The organism is Bacteroides oleiciplenus YIT 12058 (assembly GCF_000315485.1).
GTDB classification, from domain to species: domain Bacteria; phylum Bacteroidota; class Bacteroidia; order Bacteroidales; family Bacteroidaceae; genus Bacteroides; species Bacteroides oleiciplenus.
On the sequence record NZ_JH992942.1, the window covers coordinates 771771 to 786539 of the forward strand.

Below are 14769 nucleotides of genomic sequence, written 5' to 3' on the forward strand. Positions count from 1 at the left end.
AAATTCCAAAATAAAGAGATAAAGAGCATTTCCTTTTTAATACAAAATGTCAAAGAACACTTGATTCTTACTTTTTACACAACCTCATCCGGAAGGGGGATACAGAAGGTTATTTCTTCTTTTCCTGTTTGCAATAGATGCAATAATCATAATGTACGGTTCTTAGTTTGCCGCAATCCGGACAAGTATATTTCTTGTTTTGGCTGATAATAAATGCCTCTTCTCCTTTCTGTCTGATGTAATCGAGGTTTTCAAGAATACTCATCTTGTATTTTAGCCGATATTGCTTATCTAAATACTTCAGTCGCTTACAGGGATATTCCATGCATTCAAAGCAGTAGTCTTCTTTCTTATCGCAGTTGGATATGGCGCAGTTCAGGCAGCTTTTACGAATTATCCCGGTTGTGCTTCTGCAACCGGGGCACTTCTTTTTTACGTCCTGAAAGGCGTGGCATAACGTGCAGTTGATACCACAAGGAGCAATTGTAGTTATGGTTCCCATTATCTTAATGTGGCATAATATTCTTCCTGCTTCTTCTTTGGCAATTTCTTAACCACCTCTTCTATGGAATGATTGATTAATTCTTTTATAAGACTGTCCGGTACATCACTTTCCAGGTAAATGGTAATCCAGTATTTCTTGTCGGAGTAGGGGCCGAATGAAATGCCGCTATACTGCTCCAACAGTTCCGCCGATTTGATGGTGTCGCACTTCGTATCCGCCCAGAAACGTCCCTCTTTAGGATTCAATGGGGCAAAAGTAAACATCTTATCCATAATTTTATAGACAAGTGTATGCTCATCAAAAGGAAAACTCTCCGTTACCCCTTTGATGCTTAAACAATATTCCCTGTATTCTTCAATGTTCATAATCGACTTTGGTGTTTACGGAAGGTGGACTCTTTAGAAACCAACTCTGCTTCTCCCTAAAGAAAAGTCCATGTCGTCATAATTATATATTTCCGCTAATGTCAAGGGAGTTTTCTGTTCCGGAATATCTAAACCTTCTTCCTGAATAAGTTTGTTTACTTTCTCCGTCGCTAATTCTTTGAACTCATACCGTGCGGCTAAACGGCCTTTTCTGAGAAGGGCTTGGTCCATATCTTTGAGCGGAGCATTGAACGTACAGATAAACTTGATGCACAATTCATCACTCAGTAATCCATCACTGATATTTAGTATGTTTACCAGTCCGGCATTCATACGGTTACTCCCATTTCGGCTTGTGAGCAATTCTTCGCAGTCTTCTACGATAAGAATTGAGTTCTTCTGTTGGCGGATAAAAGTAATGAAAGATGGGTCGGAAAGCTTATCTACCAGATCACCACCCATATAAATCATTTTCTTTTTTCCTATATTGATGAGATGTCGGATGTAAGTTGTCTTGCCCGTCCCTTGCTTGCCGTGGAGAATGACTAACCCGCTTTTGTTGTCTTCCATCAGGAATTTTTCTATTTCGGTTGCAACAGGAGAGAAATCTTCATTATAATGAAGATCTATTTTGATGGATGTTTTGTTAACATGCGATTGCTTCAGACTGAAATAATTATGTGCAAATGTCACGATAAATAAGTTATTTAATTGCTCGCAGTCTTTTTTATGGTCTTCGCAAATATGCAGGATATGGAATATTTCCTCTTCACTAATATCGGCATAGGCAATTCTTACACATTCGTCAAAATAACTAATCAACAGGTTGTCTTTGCAAAATAGGATGCAATCATATAATTCCTTATTGGGAGTTTCCGATCTTTCTTCATCATCTTCCTGTTCTTCATTATCAAAATAGTTATAGTAAGTATGATCAATCAGATCGAATGAGCTTTCTTGCTGATATAATTCTTTTATGGCTTCTACGAAACTACGATTGATTTTGTATTTCACTTTTCTCATTGAAGGAAAGTGTTTGAATGTTTGATAGAATAAACTGCCAATGCTGGTATCACTGAACCATCCATTGGAGTAATCAAAAATATCTGTTAGATCCGGAAGTGTATATTCTCTACTCATTTCTTTTTATGTTATGAGCGACAAAGGTAGAAAATAAATAATACTTAAAAAGAATATGAAGAAGTAATGATACATCATTTTTCATCGCTTTTGTGTGGGCATGCAAAAGTTCCATAAAAAAGAACCCGGTTTCTGTTTTGAATGCAGGCAATGCATAACTTTGTGATACATTCTAATTTAAAAAGAAATGATAACTGACAGATGTTACAAATAGCTAAGAAATCATCCATGTGGAATCCCTGGCATGGCTGTCATAAGTTCAGCACAGGTTGCCAGCACTGTTATGTCTACCGTACAGATGGTAAATATGGCAAGGATAGTTCCGTTGTGACGAAGACGGAGAAGTTTGACCTGCCTTTGCAGCAGAAAAAGAACAAGACTTATAAGATACCTTCGGGCCATATGGTTTATACTTGTTTCACTTCTGATTTTCTGGTGGAGGATGCCGACGAGTGGCGTCCTGAAGCGTGGGAGATGATGCGGATACGCCAGGACCTTCATTTTCTTTTTATCACGAAACGTATCGACAGGTTGAGTGACTGCCTGCCCGCTGACTGGGGTGAGGGATATGATAATGTCACCATCTGCTGCACCATGGAGAACCAAGATAGGATTGACTATCGCCTGCCTATCTATAAAGCGGCTTCCATAAAACATAAGATTATCATCTGCGAACCTCTCCTTAGCCGGATAGATTTCCGTGGGGAACTGGGCACGTGGGTAGAACAAGTAGTAGCCGGGGGAGAATCCGGCAGGGAAGTCCGTGTATGCGATTATAACTGGGTGCTGGATATCCGTCGGCAATGCATCGACGCCCATGTCGGCTTCTGGTTCAAGCAGACAGGCTCCTATTTGCTGAAAGAAGGTAAGGAGTTTAAAATAGCCCGTCAGTTCCAGCACTCACAGGCACGGAAGGCAGAAATAAATTACACTCCCTGACTTACTGCTTTCAACTATACGGCCCGTTGCATTGTTATTATATAACGGAAACATAAGAACCGTCAGGAGAGGGGGTAGGATATGAAACAAATAATATTCGCTTTTGTATTGTTAATAAGTTGTCTTGCTTGTGCCAATAACCGGGCCGGGCAGGCAGAAAGGAGAAAAGATATGAAGTCAACTAAAGAAATTTATCTGGCAGGAGGATGCTTTTGGGGAACCGAACATTTCCTGAAACTGATTGAAGGTGTGGAAGCTACGCAAGTAGGCTATGCCAATGGAAATATTGCCAATCCAACCTATAAACAGGTGTGTACCGGAACCACGGATTTTGCAGAAACCGTAAAGGTTCAGTACGATCCGGCGAAAGTGGATTTACCTTTTCTGATAGACCTCTATTTCAAAACGATAGATCCTACCAGTGTGAACCGTCAGGGAAATGATCGTGGCACCCAGTATCGTACAGGCATCTATTACACCGATTCGGCAGATTTGCCGCTCATTCGGGAAGCTGTCAACCGCCTGGCTGCGGCTTATACCCGTCCGTTGGCAGTAGAAATTAAGCCTTTGGAAAACTTCTATCCGGCAGAAGACTATCATCAGGATTATTTAGATAAGAATCCTGGAGGTTATTGCCATATCCATCCGGAATTATTCGAACTGGCGCGTAAAGCAAAAATGCCGAAGAAGCCTGCAACTGTTTATCATAAACCGGATGATGCCGCTTTGCGTTCGCAGCTTACAACAGAACAATATGCCGTGACTCAAAAGAATGCCACTGAACCTGCTTTCCATAACCCTTATTGGAATGAACATCGTCCCGGCATTTATGTGGATGTGACTACAGGCGAGCCTTTGTTTGTCTCTACCGATAAGTTCGATTCCGGTTGTGGCTGGCCCAGCTTTTCCAAGCCTATCGACCGTAAACTCATTCAGGAGAAAGTGGATACTTCTCACGGTATGGTGCGCACGGAAGTTCGCAGTTCTACGGGTGATGCTCATTTAGGCCATGTTTTTACAGACGGTCCGACAGATAAAGGCGGTTTGCGCTATTGCATTAACAGTGCTTCCCTGCGGTTCATTCCAAAGGACAAGATGCAGGCGGAAGGATACGGAGATTACATTGATTTAGTGAAGTGATTTTTCTGTATCAGGAAAACTTTCGTATCTTTAGCAAAAATGGAACTATGATTGAATTTAAAAATGTACCGTTGGCATCACTTCGTGATTTGCGGGAGCAATATTTAGCTTCTTTGTGTTATCCGCAAGAGTTACATTGCGAGTGGCTTGTTGCGAAAGGGACTTGTGTCAGTATTGAAACGGATGGAGAAAGGGTGGGATATTTTGTCTGTTCGGAAGAAGGACAATTGGTTGAATTCTATCTACTCGACAAGATGTTTGCCCGAAAAGAAGAAATCTTCGGACGAATGTTGGGAGAGTTTCAGATTAAAAATGCTTTCTGTAAGTCCTTCGATGATTTGTTTATGACTTGTTGCCATACATTCTGCCGGTCCTGTAAAATAGGCGGTATTTTGTTCCGCTTCTTCACTGACGAAATTGTGATGCCTTTGCCGGCTGGCGTAACCGTTCGTAAAGCAAAAGAAATTGATATTCCGTTGCTGCTGACTCATGACAGTGATTTGTACGAATCTCCCGAAGAGTTGAATTATACCGTTTCAAACCGTATGATACTGATGTATGAGAAGGATGGAGCACTCATAGGCTGTGGTTATCTTATCCGGATACTTTCTGATAAGAACATTTTTGATGTAGGTATGTGGGTGAATCCGGCATTTCGTAGGCAAGGGTATGCCGTGATGATTATTTCTCATTTGAAAGAGATGTGCTTGAAGGCTGGATATGTGCCTGTTGCCGGTTGTGCTGCCGATAATGTGGCTTCACGCAGAACTTTGGAGCAGTGTGGATTTATGACGAAACATTGTGCTGTTGTATTTGAGTTTTGAAACAGCTTTGACACTTAATACAAACTGTTGCTATTTCGTTTCGATACCGCTGTAACTGTTACAGCAGTAACGAAACGGGAGTATATCTTTGATTTAGTCATCAATATCAATCACCCTCATCTTTGAATCGAACGTGATTTCCAAACGATTAGATAGTCTGATTTCATACTCTTTCTTGTCAAGCTCAATCTGTAGGATTCTTGCATCCGGATAGTTTGCCTTTACATAATTACGGATAGCTTCCGGGATGATTTCGGCAGGAACTTCACTTTGGCGGCATTTCACTTCTTTCCATTCTCCTGTTTTATCAAACTCTATTTCTTCACCGTTGGTAAAGACTACATCGTAGCTCTTATAGAACACTCCGCTTTCTTCTTTTGCCAATGCCACCTTATGATCTTTAAAATAAGTGTTGATAAACGTCTGTGCCTTTGCAGGGAGTTGGTTTATCTGGATGGGTTTATCATTATCCGCCATAACCATTGTGTGCATTGTGAACATACATACTAATAACAAAATTAATTTTTTCATATTCTTCTATCTTTAATAATTAATACTTTGGTTTATTATGATGTTGCAAATGTAGAGGGAGAATCTGGAAAGAAACTGGAAAAAACTTCAATTTTTACTTTTAATCGTCATTTATTGATTATGATTCTATGATAAACTCACTTTCTTTTCCGTTATAAGTCAGCGTCAACCTATGCATCGCCCTTGTCACAGCCACATAAAGCATACTTTTATCAATCGTTGAATTATAATTCCCAGCATCAACCTGAGGAACAATTACCTCATCAAATTCCAATCCCTTTGCCATGTGGGATGAAGTGACAATGATACCCTTCACAAAAGCGGAACTTTGGCTGGATAGAAAATAGACCTCCTGGGCATGCACTTGAAGTTTTGCAGCAAGTTCTTGTGCTTGCGCTTCTGTTTTGCATACTATTCCAAGTGATTTATGGTTTGATGTTCTGAAGATAGATATTAAATTGACAATACCGGAAAGTTCGTCTTCCCTATTTCCGAATGACAGAATCTGAGGCTGTTCCCCATGGCGCACAACGGGTTCAAGTTCATTATTGGCTTGAATCTTCTGTGCAAAGCCTGTAATCTCGATAGTAGAGCGATAGCTTTTGCAAAGTTTCATAATCTCTCCTGTGCCAAATACTTTCCGAATCATATCCGCCGTTGACGAACCATAGGGATTGACTGACTGGGAGGCGTCTCCGAGAACTGTTTTTCGACAAGGATAAAGTTTCTGAATGACTTTGTACTGGATAGGAGAGTAATCCTGCATTTCGTCTATCAAAAGATGTTTGACACCCGACTGCACGATATTTCCATCCAATGCCATACGTAAATATGCCAGTGGAGCTAAGTCAGCATACTCCAATGTCCGTTTTTTGCGTAATTTGAATAGTTGAGGCTTACCTATCCATTCAAAGAAGTCTTTATAGATTTGAATATCATTATTGCCTGCAAACATATTCTTTATTTCCTTCTTCAACAAGTTTCTCACCGCAGTGGTAACCGTGAAGTAATATTTCACTGTCAGCATATCCAGTATATAATCTGTCATCGTTTCAAACCGTTGCCGCATCGGATAGCGATTGAACCGCCTGAACTGTTCGTCAATGAATTCGGATGGAATCGTGATATGTTTGGTGAGTTTTACATCTACCGCTTTAAAGTAATTATTTTCCATATAAAGAATAAACTTGTCGAGCTGTGAAATGAACTCAAATGAAGATTTATATCTGATCCGTTCGATAAAATCATGATTAGGTTTCTCAAGCAATTCTGTCATCTGTCCGAAGAAATTCTGGTATTTGTATTTATCGTCGAGTACTTTCGAAAGAATCTGTTCCATGCTGACTTCGGGTACGCTTTCCTCGCCAAGTTCGGGAAGTACATTCGATATGTAATCAGCAAAAACTTTATTGGGAGAAATAATCAGTATATCTTTTGAAGAAATCTTTCCCTTCAGTGTATAGAGCAGGTAAGCGATGCGGTGCAGGGCTATAGATGTCTTTCCGGAACCTGCAACTCCCTGTATGATAAGCACGTGTGCATCTTCGTTACGAATAATCCGGTTCTGCTCCCGCTGAATGGTGGTGACGATGTTCTTCATCTTATCGTCGGAATTACTGCTAAGTTCCTTTTGCAGAATATCATCATGGACGGTCAGGGAACTCTCAATCATATACTCCATCTTACCACTGCGAATGCGGTATTGACGTTTAAGCGAAATATCTCCGTTCACCTCGCCCGACGGAGACGAATAATTCGCTTTTCCCAATTCATAATCGTAGAACATTCCCGATATGGGAGCCCTCCAGTCATAAATCAGGTTCATCTTGTTTTTGGCATCATAGAAGGTATGTATTCCTATATAAACAGGCATTGGGCCGCTTCCATCCTTCTGTTCCCTGAAATCGATTCTTCCGAAATAGGGGATATCCAATATCCTGCCCAACCGGTTGCGTTTATGGATGACACTCTCGCCCAGTGCATAGTGGTTCAGGATACTTTCGCGCATGGACCGTATTTCATGCGGATCAATATCCTTATTGGACCAGATATAGTCTTTGTACTCCTGCAAGGTTTCTACATGTTCTTTTACCGAGCTGTCGGTATGGTTGATTGTATCATGAATGATACCAATAACTCGCTGTAAATACTCTTTCTCTTGTTTTTCTGTTTGATTGAATGTCATAAGTCCCTGTTATTGAATAAGAAGTTCAGAAAGGGTGGCAAAGTTAGTCCGGTTTATTGAAGTATTAAATAGTTATTTATAGCTATATATCCATCCTTTTTTTTACTTTTGCAAACTGACTCGAAAAGAAAGAAAATGGATATCCTTGATATTGCCGAATGGAACCAGCAGAGAGCTTGGGAAGTAATAGAGAATGCCCGTATCATCCCGATATGGGAGAGTATTGGTGCGGAAGTTAACCTGGTGGGTTCCTTGAAAACCGGGTTACTGATGAAGCACCTGGACATAGATTTTCATATTTATACTCCATCGTTCAGCCTGTCCGACAGTTTCCAGGCGATGATGAAGCTGGGGGAAAATAAGTCTATCAGGAAGATAGAACATGTGAACTTGCTGGATACTCCCGAAGCATGTCTGGAGTGGCATGCCTGGTATAGGGATGCACGGAATGAACTCTGGCAGATAGATATGATCCATATCCTGAAAGGCTCCCGTTATGATGGTTTTTTCGAAAAGTTTGCCGAACGCCTTACTGCTGTTCTGACGGATGAGACGCGGAGAGTTATTCTAAGCTTGAAAAACGAGACGCCCGAAACGGAAAAGATAATGGGAGTGGAGTATTATCAGGCAGTCATCCGCGATGGCGTCCGGAGCTATGATGAATTCATGGAATGGAGAAGCCAGCATCCGGTTGCAGATATTGTGGAATGGATGCCATAACAGACTGTTCAAGCCATCATAGCAGCTTAATCCAATAATCCTGATGCTAACCCTGCATTGATGGCTTCGATGGAGTTTTGCACTCCCAGTTTGTGCAACAGGTTCTGCCGATGGATGTTGACGGTATGAATGCTGATGCAGAGTTTATGGGCGATTTCCTTACTCAATAATCCTTTCTGGATAAGTTGAAGAATCTCCAGTTCGCGTTGGGTCAGACTGATAGGTGCAGGTGATGGCAGCACAGGAGAAAACATTTCCCCGTTTTTAAGATTCAATACGGTGCATTCCACCTGGTCGGACTCCTTCTGATTGGGGGCAATCTCCATATTACCGAGTATAAGCCAGGCTTTTCCATTGCGGCTTTGCTCCAAAACCTGTTGCCGGCTGATGACGCGTACGTATTGCTTTCTGGCATTGAGCACCCGGAAGCTATAAATATTGCAATAATCGTTTCTTTCTTCAATGGGCAAACTGTATATAAACTTACCCAACTCAACCTGCAACCGTTCCAGTTGGGTGGAGTCGTCCGGATGAAAGCGTGATTCCAGGTAATCCCCCTGCCTTTCCAAAGTCGCTATCTTATGGCTGTCGTAGCCCAGCAAATCGACAAAGTTAGTAGAAGCAAACGCATATCTGAGTTTATAGACATCAACCACAAAGGTACAACTTCGGCTGATTGCGGACATCCGATGGAGCATCTGCTTGTCACGTTCCCATATGGCATAGTCGATGTGGGTGGCAGACAGGTGCTGCTTGGCCCACATTTCTTCTCTTGTAGTATCGGTTGATTTCATCGGATGGAATTATTTCCTGCAAAAATAGGATAAAAAACAATATACCCTATTCATTGGCTTGATATTCGAAGAAATCAAAGCTGACTTTATTGGATGATTTCTGTCCGTTGCTACTGGTGTACATACCAATGAAAGGCCCGATGAAACCACCTGCTTTGTTGGAACTGTTGATACTTGCATCCTGTGTTCCGCCCAATGCCTGCATCTTTTCTTCGGAATCACCTGCATAGAAGTGGTAATCCAGTCCTTGGGCCACCAGTTTGATGAAGCACTTTCTCGCTTTCCATGGAAGGCTGGCAACTGTCGCTTCCTGTCCTCTTTCTCTTTTGATTAGCTTCACTACCTGTCTGTTTGCTTCCCTGCAAAGAACGACTTTGTAATGATGGCTGCTGTTTTGCAGAACAATCATACCGGCTTCTTCCGATTTGCGGGGATTGAACTCCATGCACAATTGCGCGGTGAAGTTGAAGTGTTCAATGCGGCGTGCTATCAGTGAAGGGTTGGTGTCTTCGTGGATGGAGTTGGGGCGTACATTCATGGTTAGCATGCCATTCTCCAAACTATACCATTTCTCGAAAGGCGTCCGCAGGAAGTTCCAGCATAGGCGCAGTGAATCTTCGTTGAAATCATCTCTTGCCGCCTCTTTCTCAAATAACACGGGAGACAATCCGGTTGCTTTCTCAGTAGCCAGCACGCGCCCCACTCCCGGATTGAACACAGGCCAACCTTCCTGAAAACTGACCGGAGTGAGGAAAGTCTCGCGTCCCAGCATCGTGTATCCCTTCAGTGGACGAACACCCAACATCACTGCCCACCAATCTCCTTGGGGAGTCTGTACCAGGTCGGCATGACCGATGGTCGTTATGTCAATGTCTTTTCCCAAATGGCGGTGTGTCATGACCGGATTTGCATAACCGGGAGTATAAGGTCCGGTCACCTTATCGGCTGTAAAGACGGTAATGGCGTGATTCTCCCAGGTTCCACCTTCGGCGACTATCAGATAATATTTAGTATTGATTTTATAGAGATGGGGCGCTTCGCAATAAGGAGCATTGATGGCATGGCCGCTTGTCAGGATGTGGCGCTCACCGATGAGCTTTCCCTGCGTCAGGTCCAGTTGTTGGAGGTAGATGCGGTCTTCATTCTGGTACTTATCCTGTTCGGGAGTGTCGTTGATGGAGCCTGTATACCAGCACGTTCCGTCCTCATCGAAGAAAAGAGACGGGTCGATGCCCGGAGCGTCAGTCAGAAATATGGGTTCGGAATAGGGACCTTCCGGCCTGTCGGCAGTGACGTAGAAGTTGCCTCCGGCTTGTTGTGCGGTGCAGATGACGTAGTATTTTCCCTTGTGATGGCGGATGGTGGGAGCCCACAAACCGTTGGAATGTCTGAGTCCATCCGTCATTTGCAACTGGCTGGGGCGGGTGAGGACATGGCCTATCTGCTGCCAGTGCATCAGGTCTTTGCTGTGGTAGATGGGGATTCCCGGAAACCACTCGAAGCTGGAGGTCACCAGATAATAATCATTTCCTACCCGGCAAATGCTGGGGTCGGGATGAAATCCGGAGATAATGGGATTTCTGAAAGTAGCGGTTTCATGGTTTTGGCTTTGAGCCGATGCAGGATAGCTCGTGAACCATCCGATAAATACTAAAAAGAGAAATAGGTTTTTCATATGGTCATTTACATAATTGGGTCTGAGTGCAAATGTAGGTGTAGATTGGGAAATAAAGTAGCAGTTATTTGTCTAAAAATAGCTCAATTCTATCGGCTTTTAATAAATTTCCCTATATTTGCTACCCAATCAAGAGATAAAGATCAAATTGTTCAATTCATGAAACATCAACTCTGTATATAGCTACGCTTCACGAATAGCACCTCCTCGTATAAAAGCTATTCAGCTATCGGACGGATTCACGCAATTCGTCACAGAGATTTTATACCCCGTTTTATTTATGCTTTTCCCAGGGAGGGAGTAACTGAGTAATAGCCAATGTCAGCAACTGACGTGGGATGACTCTGAGACTGAGGATAGAATCAATGCCAATGATTCCTACCATCAATGCCGATGATTCCTACCATCAATGCCAATGATGCCTATCATCAATGCCGATGATGCCTATCATCAATACGGATGATGATACTCTCAGTCGTAGCAACAGTATAGCTGACATTAACTTGTAGCCCGGTTCTCTTCATTTCCCGGATAAGCTTTATTCATCACTTATTAAAATTGAACAATGAATTATACGTATAAGCAAATCTGGCTCATCAACTTTCCCGTGATGATGAGCATCCTGATGGAACAATTAATCAATATCACCGATGCAGTTTTTCTTGGGCATGTGGGCGAGGTGGAATTAGGCGCCTCCGCCCTTGCAAGTGTCTATTATCTGGCTATCTATATGCTTGGATTTGGTTTCAGCCTGGGCTTGCAGGTGATGATTGCCCGTAGAAACGGGGAACAACGGTACAAGGAAACTGGCCGGACGTTCTATCAAGGATTACTATTTCTGAGCGGCTTGGCTATTGTTTTAAGTCTGGCATCCTATGCGCTATCCCCCGTTATTCTGAAATATTTCATTCATTCGCCCGAAATTTATCAGGCTGCGGTCGATTATTTGAAATGGAGATGTTTCGGGCTGATATTCTCTTTCCCGTTTCTGGCATTCCGTTCGTTCTTTGTCGGAATCACAAAAACGAGAGTGTTGTCGTGGGCTGCAATGATGGCGGTTCTCATTAATATACCTTGTAATTATTTGTTTATCTTCTGTTTTAATCTGGGTATATCGGGTGCGGCAATGGCTTCATCATTGGCTGAGGCGGGTTCTTTGCTTATATTGGTGTGTTATACTTTTCAGAAGAAAGTGGATAAAAATCACTTTGGATTGAAAGCTGTCTATGATGGAAAACTATTGGCGGCACTCCTGCGTCTATCCGTATGGAGCATGATGCACGCTTTTATCAGTGTTGCCCCATGGTTCCTTTTCTTTGTGGCGATAGAGCGTTTGGGAGAGGTGCAGTTGGCAGCGTCCAATATCACCAGAAGCGTATCGACGGTTTTCTTTGTGATAGTCAATTCCTTTGCGGCAACAAGCGGCTCTTTGGTGAGTAACCTGATTGGTGCGGGAGAAGGACAAAATCTGTTTCGGCTTTGTAGTAAAGTACTCAGATTGGGGTATGCAGTAGGGGGACCTTTGATTGTTATCGCCTTATTATTCAACCGCCAGATTGTTGGATTTTACACGGATAATGCCCAATTAATTGAGTTTGCCCATTATCCTTTTATCGTTATGTTGCTGAATTACGGATTTGCCTTGCCCGGATACGTGTATGTCAATGCGGTGACCGGAACAGGGAATACCCGGATGGCATTTATATTCCAAGTCTCCACAATTATCATTTACCTGGGCTATCTCTATCTGTTGAGCTACTGCCTCACCGTTTCCCTGTCGGTTTATTTAACGGCCGAATACCTTTTTGTGATATTATTGGGTGTACAGTCTTATATCTACTTGAAACGGAGGTAAGATATTTCGAGCAGATTTCAAAAGTCATAATCAGCGAAAGGGTGGTTAATGCATCGGCAGAGTAACAATCATCCGCGTGCCCTCCGTATAATCAGGGTCAATCTTAATCTCTCCGGCCAGTCGTTTCACGATGAGCCGGCAGAGATATAATCCCAGTCCGTTGCCGGGAACGAAGGTGTCGAGTTTGGAGAAACGGTTGAATACCTCTTCGTATTTCTCTTCGGGGATTCCGCGGCCTGTATCCGTCACGCTGATGGATATATGCTCCTGCTGCTTGTCAGCTTCATAACTCAGGGTGATACATCCCTTTTCCGTGAATTTATTCGCGTTATTCAGCAAATGTCCGATTACCTGTGTCAGATACTGGACATTCGTCTGGATTATCATACTTTCGGGCGCGATGTCCAGTATGTATTCTATTTCCGGCTTCTTGTTGAGCTGTTCCATTTCCTGCGTGCAAATATTCCTTAAATCGGCAGGCTCGCAAGGTAGTTTTTCTTCGGAAACGTCCAGGTTGGCTACTTCCAGCATACTGTTGACAAGCTCGGTGAGTAGCACCGTGCTCTTTTGTATCTCTGCCGGAAACTCACGGCGCATCTCCATGTCTATTTCATCGTTCATTATCAGATCGGAGAATCCGACGATTGCGTTGAGCGGAGTGCGTATCTCGTGGCAGATGGAGTTGATGAATGCCTGCTTCATCTTTTCGCTTTCCTGTGCTTTGCCATGCAGAACTTTTAGTTCCATCTTCATCTTCTTTTCCTTCTTCCAGGAGAAATAGAGGTAGGTACAAATAGAGATTACAATAATCAATAAAATGCTGAGAGAGATAAGCAGAGTTTGCTTATTCTTTATTTCCAGCATCGTCTTTTCGTTATTGAGCGCATTGAGGTCATATTTCACCTGCAATTCGTTGAGTTGTTTATGAGCGACGTCTGTAGTCAGTGAGTCCTGAATCTGATGTGAAATCTTCAGGTATTTCAATGCATTCGGATAATCTTTGCTCTCTTCATAAAGCAGCGAATTGATATTATATAATCCCGGCAGGTTTATAGGAGCTAATATTTTCGCAATTCTAATGAGTGAATCATTAGCTTCTATAGCCCTTGGATAATCTTTTTTTATGTGGTTGTTGGAGTAGTAATTATTGGCACACAGATAATAATTGTATCTATCCAAGTCGTTGGTAAGCGTTTTGCCAATTGTCTGGATTTTGTTCCAGTACTCTTGCGTTTGCTCTACTGTGAGATAGGATAAACTGCCAATCATAAAAGAATAGTACTGGAGCAGATATAACTCTATTCTATAGAAAGGGCGTTGCTTCTGATAGTCGGTTTTATATTTTTGTTCTACCAGATTGATAAGATTCTCCATAATTTTTACGGACTCTTTGGTCTTTCCTGCTTGGGCATAGCTAAAACATAATCTCCAGGTTACAAAACGCTTATATTCGAATTTCTTCTTTTCAGGAAGTGATTCTACAAGCTTTATTGCATTCTGCAGATGAGGCAAAGCACTCTCAAACTGGTTGTTCATATAGAAGCTGGAACCCATTATGTAAGCTGAGGCTACCTTATTGTAAGGGTCGTTCGACCCGTCTGTTTCCGCATTCAGGAAACTTAGTTCCTCCTTTATGGCTTCCTCTTTTTGGTCCGAAAAACATTGTGAATCGAAGATACGCATGCGATAGATAGGTAATAGACTATTTACTTCTTCCGGAGTTGCTATTTTTTTTATGTATCCGATGTATTTGATGACAGAATCTTTTCTATAATAATTGGATTCCTCAACTGCGATGTCATTGAGTGCATTCAGCATATTCTTTTTATCATTGACCTTCGATGCTTCCCGGTACATTTTCAGAAGATAAGTTTTTGCGTCTGGAGTATCTATGGAAATATCTGCTAAATTTCTGTATATTTGAATTTTCTTTTCAGAAGAAGCGGTTGTATTCAGAAGTTGCAAAAGGCTATCGGTTGCCTGTGTCGTGTTCTGGGCAAATAGGGTGGAACTAATGAATATAAAAATAGTAGTCAGTATGTATCGCATATTGTATTGCATCATTATGTTAATGCAAATCTACAGTTTTTTTCTTG

Annotated in this window: 13 protein-coding genes; 5 read left to right on the forward strand and 8 right to left on the reverse strand. The window is 42.3% G+C overall.

Features of this window, described 5'->3' with window-relative positions:
- Positions 1–109: 109 nt before the first annotated feature.
- The 3 genes from HMPREF9447_RS16360 to HMPREF9447_RS16370 are packed head-to-tail and all read right to left on the reverse strand — an operon-like array spanning position 110 to position 2010.
- Positions 110–502 (reverse strand): DUF3795 domain-containing protein, encoded by a 393-nt coding sequence (locus tag HMPREF9447_RS16360; protein WP_009130862.1) that lies wholly within the window; start codon positions 500–502, stop codon positions 110–112.
- The gene (locus HMPREF9447_RS16365) at positions 502–870 is read right to left on the reverse strand and encodes an MmcQ/YjbR family DNA-binding protein (protein ID WP_009130863.1); all 369 of its coding nucleotides are present in this window, start codon (positions 868–870) and stop codon (positions 502–504) included. Before HMPREF9447_RS16365 ends, HMPREF9447_RS16360 begins: the two co-directional genes overlap by 1 nt.
- Positions 871–903: 33 nt before the next feature.
- Positions 904–2010 (reverse strand): AAA family ATPase, encoded by a 1107-nt coding sequence (locus tag HMPREF9447_RS16370; protein ID WP_009130864.1) that lies wholly within the window; start codon positions 2008–2010, stop codon positions 904–906.
- A 210-nt stretch (positions 2011–2220) separates the two neighbouring features.
- Here HMPREF9447_RS16370 and HMPREF9447_RS16375 point away from each other — a divergent pair, with 210 nt between their 5' ends.
- The 3 genes from HMPREF9447_RS16375 (at position 2221) to HMPREF9447_RS16385 (ending at position 4913) form a co-directional block, all read left to right on the forward strand.
- Positions 2221–2949, forward strand: coding sequence for a DUF5131 family protein (locus tag HMPREF9447_RS16375; RefSeq protein ID WP_044138289.1), 729 nt, complete (start codon positions 2221–2223; stop codon positions 2947–2949).
- Positions 2950–3030: 81 nt separating this feature from the next.
- A complete protein-coding gene (gene msrB / locus HMPREF9447_RS16380) occupies positions 3031–4089 on the forward strand; it encodes a peptide-methionine (R)-S-oxide reductase MsrB (protein WP_009130866.1) in 1059 nt (352 codons plus the stop codon).
- A gap of 47 nt (positions 4090–4136) precedes the next feature.
- The gene (locus tag HMPREF9447_RS16385) at positions 4137–4913 is read left to right on the forward strand and encodes a GNAT family N-acetyltransferase (protein ID WP_009130867.1); all 777 of its coding nucleotides are present in this window, start codon (positions 4137–4139) and stop codon (positions 4911–4913) included.
- A 93-nt stretch (positions 4914–5006) separates the two neighbouring features.
- Here the strand turns inward: HMPREF9447_RS16385 and HMPREF9447_RS16390 are convergent, their stop codons facing one another.
- A complete protein-coding gene (locus HMPREF9447_RS16390) occupies positions 5007–5444 on the reverse strand; it encodes a PepSY-like domain-containing protein (RefSeq protein WP_009130868.1) in 438 nt (145 codons plus the stop codon).
- Between the two features lie 118 nt (positions 5445–5562).
- A complete protein-coding gene (locus HMPREF9447_RS16395) occupies positions 5563–7629 on the reverse strand; it encodes a HelD family protein (protein ID WP_009130869.1) in 2067 nt (688 codons plus the stop codon).
- A gap of 135 nt (positions 7630–7764) precedes the next feature.
- Between HMPREF9447_RS16395 and HMPREF9447_RS16400 the strand changes: the two genes are divergently transcribed.
- Entirely contained in the window at positions 7765–8349 is a 585-nt protein-coding gene (locus tag HMPREF9447_RS16400) for a nucleotidyltransferase domain-containing protein (RefSeq protein ID WP_009130870.1), read from the forward strand.
- A gap of 26 nt (positions 8350–8375) precedes the next feature.
- Here HMPREF9447_RS16400 and HMPREF9447_RS16405 read toward each other — a convergent pair whose 3' ends face one another.
- Complete coding sequence (locus tag HMPREF9447_RS16405) at positions 8376–9143, reverse strand: response regulator transcription factor (protein WP_009130871.1); 768 nt, start codon at positions 9141–9143, stop codon at positions 8376–8378.
- Between the two features lie 46 nt (positions 9144–9189).
- On the reverse strand, positions 9190–10818 hold the full coding sequence (locus HMPREF9447_RS16410) for a glycoside hydrolase family 43 protein (RefSeq protein WP_009130872.1): 1629 nt from the start codon (positions 10816–10818) through the stop codon (positions 9190–9192).
- Positions 10819–11383: 565 nt separating this feature from the next.
- Between HMPREF9447_RS16410 and HMPREF9447_RS16420 the strand changes: the two genes are divergently transcribed.
- Entirely contained in the window at positions 11384–12673 is a 1290-nt protein-coding gene (locus tag HMPREF9447_RS16420) for an MATE family efflux transporter (protein WP_009130873.1), read from the forward strand.
- Between the two features lie 45 nt (positions 12674–12718).
- Here the strand turns inward: HMPREF9447_RS16420 and HMPREF9447_RS16425 are convergent, their stop codons facing one another.
- Positions 12719–14722: a sensor histidine kinase gene (locus HMPREF9447_RS16425; RefSeq protein WP_009130874.1), complete on the reverse strand. Its 2004-nt coding sequence runs from the start codon at positions 14720–14722 to the stop codon at positions 12719–12721.
- Between the last annotated feature and the right edge of the window lie 47 nt (positions 14723–14769).

Coding starts and splice junctions, on each gene's coding strand:
- HMPREF9447_RS16360 (WP_009130862.1), bottom strand. CDS start 502: ATGGGAACCATAACTACAATTGCTCCTTGTGGTATCAACTGCACGTTA.
- HMPREF9447_RS16365 (WP_009130863.1), bottom strand. CDS start 870: ATGAACATTGAAGAATACAGGGAATATTGTTTAAGCATCAAAGGGGTA.
- HMPREF9447_RS16370 (WP_009130864.1), bottom strand. CDS start 2,010: ATGAGTAGAGAATATACACTTCCGGATCTAACAGATATTTTTGATTAC.
- msrB (WP_009130866.1), top strand. CDS start 3,031: ATGAAACAAATAATATTCGCTTTTGTATTGTTAATAAGTTGTCTTGCT.
- HMPREF9447_RS16385 (WP_009130867.1), top strand. CDS start 4,137: ATGATTGAATTTAAAAATGTACCGTTGGCATCACTTCGTGATTTGCGG.
- HMPREF9447_RS16390 (WP_009130868.1), bottom strand. CDS start 5,444: ATGAAAAAATTAATTTTGTTATTAGTATGTATGTTCACAATGCACACA.
- HMPREF9447_RS16395 (WP_009130869.1), bottom strand. CDS start 7,629: ATGACATTCAATCAAACAGAAAAACAAGAGAAAGAGTATTTACAGCGA.
- HMPREF9447_RS16400 (WP_009130870.1), top strand. CDS start 7,765: ATGGATATCCTTGATATTGCCGAATGGAACCAGCAGAGAGCTTGGGAA.
- HMPREF9447_RS16405 (WP_009130871.1), bottom strand. CDS start 9,143: ATGAAATCAACCGATACTACAAGAGAAGAAATGTGGGCCAAGCAGCAC.
- HMPREF9447_RS16410 (WP_009130872.1), bottom strand. CDS start 10,818: ATGAAAAACCTATTTCTCTTTTTAGTATTTATCGGATGGTTCACGAGC.
- HMPREF9447_RS16420 (WP_009130873.1), top strand. CDS start 11,384: ATGAATTATACGTATAAGCAAATCTGGCTCATCAACTTTCCCGTGATG.
- HMPREF9447_RS16425 (WP_009130874.1), bottom strand. CDS start 14,722: ATGCGATACATACTGACTACTATTTTTATATTCATTAGTTCCACCCTA.